Origin of the sequence: Bacillus sp. Xin1, assembly GCF_013314535.1 — a bacterium.
Lineage (GTDB): Bacteria > Bacillota > Bacilli > Bacillales > Bacillaceae_G > Bacillus_A.
Genome location: NZ_JABUAE010000035.1, coordinates 39,536 through 46,511, shown reverse-complemented (window position 1 = coordinate 46,511; position 6,976 = coordinate 39,536). Strand labels below are relative to the sequence as shown.

The following is a 6,976-nucleotide window of genomic DNA, read 5'->3' as shown; positions in this document are numbered from 1 at the left end:
CTTCTTCAAAATGGATTCTTCTTATGTACTTTAAAATAGCAGTTTGTGAGCTGTTTTTGGACACGCTCTTTTTTGCCTGTTATTTAGCTTTTTGAATCTCGTTTTTTCTTGTGTGATAACGAGTTAGCTTTTTCATCGCATATAAGACCACGATTAGAAAAAGAATGGCCCATGTAAAGAAGATCCAAAAGTAATTTTGATTAAATAATAGAAAACTACCTACAATTGGTCCTGTACCCATGCCAATATAACGGATAAAGTTATAAATTCCAATGGCAGTTGCTCTTTCTTCTACAAATTCTTCTGTCAATAAGGTGGTATGTGTCGGCATGGATAACCCCATGCTAAAGCCGTATAGGGATATGATAAGGAGAAACGTGGGAATACTTAGATGGTATGTGAAAGAGAATAGAATGACGCATATGATATTGAAAAAACTAGTAATCAGTAAAGCTTGTTTTGTTGTAAGGAATCTTTGTAAAAACTTGTAGCAATAACTTCCTAGCATAATACATAAGGACATTGGTACAAACATCATTCCAATTTCACCTGCATTTTGATGAAATAAATTTGTGAGTATGCTAGGTAAAAAAACGAGAAAACAAAAGTAAATACAGAACTGTATAAAGCCAATGAGAGCAATAAAAAAACCAATCCTGTTTTGTAAGATGCGCCAATAATTATTTGTTGCTTTGGCTTTTTTAGGTATAGATGGTTTCGTTTCGGGAAGCAATATAATATTGATAAGTAATAAGATTACACTGATCGTAGATAAAAAAAGAAAAATAGATACGTGACCATTTATATTTCCAAGATAGCCGCCCATGAGAGGAGCTATTGCAGGCGCAAGAGCAAGTAGCATTTGATAAAGGCTCATTGCTTTTCCGCGCTCTTTTCCTTCAAATAAGTCTCCAATAATAGTAGCCGCTACAACAGGAATGGCAGCAATGCCTACTGCTTGAACGGCTCTGAAACTAAGAAATACATAAATATTTGTTGTAAAAGCGCAGCCAATAGCTCCGATTGTACTAATGAATAGACTAGGAATTAAAATATATTTGCGTCCCTTTGTATCAATTAATGGCCCGTAAATAAGCTGCATTATGGCAAGGACAAAGGTGAAAAGTGAGACGGTTAAATTTACAAGATAAAGAGAGGTGTGAAAGGAATCTTGAATCATTGGTAAAACAGGTGTGTAAATATTTTGGGTAAAAGAACCTAATAAAGCGCTAATACAAACAATATACAAAATGGAGTGTAATCTTGATGAAGATAATGAATGTTTCATAATAAGCCCTCCTTATTTAGTTTCCTTGGAAACTAAATAAATTGTAACATTATTTTCTTACTTGTAAAGATAAAAAAATGATTTTAAAATGGTATGTAGTTAAATTGTTTCTGCGGAAACTTATAAAGTATTATGGGGGGATCTGATTTGGACCGTACATTGAGGCAAATGGAAATACTTTCGGATATTCGTACACTTGTTCATAAAAAAGAAGAGCATATGAAGGAAAATAATGAGCGGTTTCTTCGTGAGACAGGTGTAAGCGGTATGTCTCTATCAGAACTACACGTAATTCAATGCATAGGAACAAAAGGTTTAATGAATGTGACAGCGATTACGGAAGAGATGGGAATGACAAAGGGAGCCATTTCTAAAATTTGTACAAAATTGTTTAATAAACAATTTGTTGAAAAGATGAAAATGCTAGATAATCAAAAAGAAATATTTTTTCGTTTAACAGATAAAGGAAATGAAATTTATATAGCACATGAGACACTTCATCAACAAGCTGAAGAGAAGTGGCTAGTACTTTTAAATCAGTATACAGAAGAGGAATTGTCATTAATTCAAAGGTTTGTAAAGGATGTCGGAGCGCATTTAGAAAAGTAGAGGAATAATTTTTGCTCGCATTAAGCCTTCTGAATATAGTTTTTGGAAAGACTCGTATATAATAGAAAGAGATACTTAACAAGATGAATAGTTAAAGAGTCTAGATATATATAAATTCAAATTAAAAAACTAACATCAAACCATTCTTTTCAGATGGGTGAGAGCATCCGGCCATACATAGAAGCGGTCAGAGCTTTTTTAGCCCCATGCCATGTGAAAACAGAAGGAGAAAATGAGTAAAAGTCTCTTTCTGTTCTTCATAGCCACGATTTATATGTTAGAAAATCAAATTGGATTTATATATAAATGGAAATTCTAAAACTATTCTTTTAGGGTGATAGAGAAGATTCGCCGGTAGATAGAAGCGGTCAGAGCCTTTTTTGGCCCCATGCTATGTGAAACCAAAAGGAGGAAACGAGTAGGGAGTCACTTTTTGTTTTTATGGCCCCGACTGATATGTTGGAAAATCAAAATAGATTTATATATAAAGAGGAGAGAAAACAATGCTTGAAAATACGGGTTTAGTATTAGAAGGCGGCGGTATGCGCGGCGTATATACGGGTGGAATACTAGAGTACTTTATGGAACAGGATTTATATTTTCCATATATTATTGGTGTTTCAGCAGGAGCTTGTCATGCGGCGTCATATATTTCAAGACAAAGAAATCGAAATAAAACAGTAAATATTGATTATGCAACACATCCAAGATACTTATCTTACAAAAATTTATGGAAAAAACGACAGCTATTTGATATGGACTTTATTTTTCGTGAAATTCCAGAAAAGCACGTGCCATTTGATTTTGACACATATTTTAATAGTGCAGAGCGTTTTCTAGTAGGGACGACAGACTGTGAAACAGGTAAACCAATGTATTTTGAAAAAGAAGGAACAAATGAAGAGGCATTGACTTTGTTACAAGCATCTAGCTCATTACCATTTATCGCACCAGTTGTAAATTACCGTGGTAAACAATTACTGGATGGAGGAATTTCTGATCCAATTCCAGTTCGTAAAGCACAAAAAGATGGCTATGAGAAATCAGTTGTTATTTTAACGAGAAATCACGGATATGCTAAGAAAAAATCAAAATTTGGATGGATTGCAGCGAAGGCTTATAAGAAATATCCTAATCTTGTTAATACGATGCTTTCGCGTTATGAAGTATATAATGAGACACTTCATTATATTGAGAAAGAAGAGCTAGCCGGTAATTTATTCGTCATTCGTCCAGAAGTGCCACTTCAAGTGGATCGAATGGAGAAAGATCAGCAAAAACTGCAAAATTTATATGATCAAGGTTATAAAGATGCGAAGAGACAATTTGCTGATTTGCAGGCGTTTTTGCGGAGTTAATCGTTAATGGATGGTTAAACGATACAACTATGAATAAAAACAGAATAAGAGAAAAAACACCTTGGTTCAAGAAACTTGTGAGCCAAGGTGTTTATTTTACTATTTTCGAGTATATTTCTTTTTAGTAAATGAAAATGCAAGTGCACCAATTAAGATACTACCTTTTATAATATCTTGTGCATAATAAGGAACATTCATCATTGTTAAACCATTTAATATAATTCCAATTAAGATAGAACCAAGAAATGTTCCAATTACATTTGTTTTTTTTGCGCCAAACATTGCATAGCCAATATAAGCAGCTGCAACGGCATCCATTAGCAATGGTGCGCCAGCTGAAACTTGCCCTGTTCCAATTCTGCTACTTAAAATAATCCCACCAATCGAGGCGAATAAACCGCTAATCATATAAGCATATAAACGGTAACGATCTGTAGGAATTCCAGCTAATCTAGCAGCTTCACGATTTCCACCTGTCATATAAAAGAAACGACCATACGTTGTTTTTTCTAGAAATAGATAGGAAATGAGAACTGCTATAAGCATGATAATAACAGGAACTGGGATGCTAGCAAGAGCCCCTTGACCGATAAATAGAAAGGATGGAATAAAATGTCCTGAAGCAGTTCCGTTTGCTCCAGACATTCCTTCGTAAATAGAAGATCCTTTTGAAAATGTTAAGTGTACGCCATTAACAATATACATGACACTTAGTGTAGCTAGTAAGTCAGGTAATTTAATACGAATAATAAGTAGTGCATTTAACAACCCAACTAATAGGCCACAAAGTATAGGGATAAGGAGTGTCATCCATAATTCTTGGCGATATAAAACGAGACATGCAGCAGAGGCGATTGTCGCTAAGCTAGCTGTAGAGCCAACTGACAAATCAAATCCATCAACAATTAATGTGAAGGTGACCCCAATTGCAAGTAATGTAACAATAGAAACGGAACGTAAAATGTCGCTAATATTGTTATAAGTTAAAAAAGAATCGTTTACAATTGAGAAGAAAATTGTCACTCCTATAATAATAGCAATTGTACTAAATTGATAAAAAAGATTAGTAGATAGGAATGTTTTTTTCGTTTTAGTTTCGTGAACTAGATTCAACGGAATAGCTCCCTTCAGATAAATGTAAAAGTTGTTCAGGTGAAAGTTCATGAGGAAGGTATTCACCTACAAATGCTCCATTCACTAGTATTAAAATACGATCAGCAATGTGTAATGCTTCATCCTGTTCGCCTGTAAAGTAGAGAACGGAGCTGCCATTCTCTGTAATGTGCCGAATAAATTGAAAAATGTCTTGTTTTGCAGCTACGTCGACACCTTTTGTTGGTTCATCTAAAAGAAAGAGATTGGGCTTAAAGCCCGTCCATTTCGCAATAGAAACTTTTTGCTGATTACCGCCGCTAAGTGAATGGACGGAAGCTATTGGGTTACTTGGTGAAATGCTGAATGAATCAATAGCTGCTTCAGCACATTGGATTTCTACCTTTTTTTGTTTCCAACCTAATTGATGTAAATTCACATGTTCTATAATGTTTTCAGATAAAAATAATCCTTGTTTTCGCCTTTCTTCAGGTACAAGTGCAATCTTCGCTTGAATAGCATCGCTTGGTGTCTTAATGGTTATATTCTGGTCGTTTATCGTTGCTTGATAAGCATGACGAGCCCCAAATAATGTTTCTGCAAGTGTTGTTTTTCCGCTTCCGATTAATCCATATATAACAACTGTTTCTCCTTTTCGAATAGTAAGAGAAATAGGAGAACGATTTTTGTGTAACTGAAGATGTTGAACTTGAAATAGATCTTCTGTAGGCTGCTTTATTTGTGTATTGACTGGAATTGTAAGTTCTTTTCCTGTCATAGCTTCAACAATTTGTTGGTCAGTAATCTTTGTGATAGTTTCTGATAATGAAACGGTACCATTTCGTAATACAGTTACAACATCTGCGAATCTTCTGATTTCTGATAGACGATGAGAAATTAATATGACTCCAATTCCTTGTAATTTTAACTGTTGCAATAGATCTCCAAAGTTTTCGACTTCTTTCGGTCCAAGTGAAGACGTTGGTTCATCTAATAAGAGATAACTTGTGTTATTTGATAATGCTCTTGCAATAAGAAGTAATTGTTTTTCATGTAAAGAACAGTTTGAAATATCTTCCCAAAGGTTTAAATCGATGTGCACGGCTTGCAAATATTTTTTAGCAAGCTGTGTTAGTTGTGATTTTGAGAATAGCATTTTACTATTTAGTGCTAAGTAATCGATTAGTAGATTTTCTAATACAGACAAGTTTGGAATAAGTCCGTGATCTACTTCTTGTGTAACGAAAGCAATACCATGTTTTTTTGCATCTTTTGGCGAAGTGAAAGAAATGGTTTGTTCATTAATTTTTATCTTTCCGGCAACTGGACGGATTTCGCCAGTTGCTATTTTTAATAAAGTACTTTTTCCTGCACCATTCATTCCAAGTAACGCATGAATTTGTCCTTTTTGTACCTCTATGGAAACATCTTGTAGCACAGGGGTAGTTGTATAAGAATGTGTAATGTTTTGAAGTGAGAATGTCATCGTTTTTTCTCCTTCTCTAATTTGTTCATCCAAGGTGAGTACGCATCTTTTGAATTTCCCCAGCCGCTTATGTATTTAGACAATTGTTCCATAGTGATACTTTCTGTAGGTAAACTATTTTTCTTTACAAGGTATGGGTCTAACGAGTAAATATCTGGCGTATGTTCGCCGGCAATTTTTTTATACAGGAAGCGTACTTGTACTTTACCTACTTCAGCTGGATCAGTTGCAGTTGTTGCAGCCCAAGGTGAATTTTCTTTTTGCATTAATTGTAAATCTTCGTTGCTTAAATCAATGCCGTATACTTTTATATCAGTGCGACCAGCTTGTTCAAGTGCTTTTACAGCCCCTTTGGCAAATTCATCCCAAGAAGCAAAAATAGCATGTAAATCGCCTTTGTTAGGATATTTCTTTAATAATGCTTCTACTTGTGTTTGTGTATCTAGTGGCGTGTTATTACTAGCAGTACCGAATCGAGCCACTTCTTTTATATTTGGATAACGTTTATAAAATGCATCAATAATAACACTACGACGTTCCATTGGAGCAAAGCCCCCAACCCATACTACAGCTATATTTCCTTTGCCATTTAAATCTTCAGCTAATGTTTTTAACGACTTCCATGCGAGACTATAGTCGTCTTGATCAATAACAGTTACACCAGGTAAACGTAAATCATTATCAAATGCGACGACTGGAATATTTGCTTGTAATGCTTTTTCTACACCTGGCTTTAGCGCCTCAGAGCGACCGTGATCAATTAAGATTCCATCAACTTTCGAATTAATCGCGGTATCTAGATTGGCTGCCATTTTTGCTAAGTCATTATCGGAGTTGTACACTTGTACGCTACCACCAAATTGTTCAATTTGTTTTTTGACACCCTCAATATATTGGGAAGAGAAAGTCCCGATAGACATTTGCATAATTAAAGCAACTTTTAGAGGTTTTTTCACTTGTTTTGGAATTTCTGTATTCGAACTACTTTGCGTTGAAGTCGTTTCTTTTTTGATGGTTTGTTGTTTCTGTGAAGAAACAGCATCTTGTTCATTTGTACAGGCTGTTAATACGAACAAGAGAATGATTAATAAGATGGAACACAATTTTTTCATAAAAAAATCCCTCCTGAATGAAGAGAGGGGA

6 protein-coding genes are annotated in these 6,976 nt (G+C 34.9%); 2 read left to right on the top strand and 4 right to left on the bottom strand.

All coding sequences use genetic code 11. The features are described 5' to 3' along the window. Positions 1–79: 79 nt before the first annotated feature. On the bottom strand, positions 80–1,288 hold the full coding sequence (locus HRG09_RS22385) for an MFS transporter (protein WP_174103013.1): 1,209 nt from the start codon (positions 1,286–1,288) through the stop codon (positions 80–82). A 147-nt stretch (positions 1,289–1,435) separates the two neighbouring features. Here HRG09_RS22385 and HRG09_RS22380 point away from each other — a divergent pair, with 147 nt between their 5' ends. Together HRG09_RS22380 and HRG09_RS22375 are read left to right on the top strand one after the other, a co-directional pair. Continuing rightward, a complete protein-coding gene (locus HRG09_RS22380) occupies positions 1,436–1,897 on the top strand; it encodes a MarR family transcriptional regulator (RefSeq protein WP_174103012.1) in 462 nt (153 codons plus the stop codon). Positions 1,898–2,400: 503 nt separating this feature from the next. Further along, positions 2,401–3,255 carry a patatin-like phospholipase family protein gene (locus HRG09_RS22375; RefSeq protein WP_174103011.1) on the top strand — a complete coding sequence of 285 codons (855 nt, stop codon included), beginning with the start codon at positions 2,401–2,403 and terminating at the stop codon, positions 3,253–3,255. A 99-nt stretch (positions 3,256–3,354) separates the two neighbouring features. On the opposite strand, the gene HRG09_RS22370 is transcribed toward HRG09_RS22375, so the two are convergent. The 3 genes from HRG09_RS22370 to HRG09_RS22360 are packed head-to-tail and all read right to left on the bottom strand — an operon-like array spanning position 3,355 to position 6,945. After that, the gene (locus HRG09_RS22370) at positions 3,355–4,368 is read right to left on the bottom strand and encodes an ABC transporter permease (RefSeq protein ID WP_174103010.1); all 1,014 of its coding nucleotides are present in this window, start codon (positions 4,366–4,368) and stop codon (positions 3,355–3,357) included. After that, a complete protein-coding gene (locus HRG09_RS22365) occupies positions 4,346–5,833 on the bottom strand; it encodes a sugar ABC transporter ATP-binding protein (RefSeq protein ID WP_174103009.1) in 1,488 nt (495 codons plus the stop codon). The genes HRG09_RS22370 and HRG09_RS22365 overlap by 23 nt, the downstream gene beginning before the upstream one ends. Beyond that, positions 5,830–6,945 (bottom strand): sugar ABC transporter substrate-binding protein, encoded by a 1,116-nt coding sequence (locus tag HRG09_RS22360; protein WP_174103008.1) that lies wholly within the window; start codon positions 6,943–6,945, stop codon positions 5,830–5,832. Before HRG09_RS22360 ends, HRG09_RS22365 begins: the two co-directional genes overlap by 4 nt. Positions 6,946–6,976 lie beyond the last annotated feature (31 nt).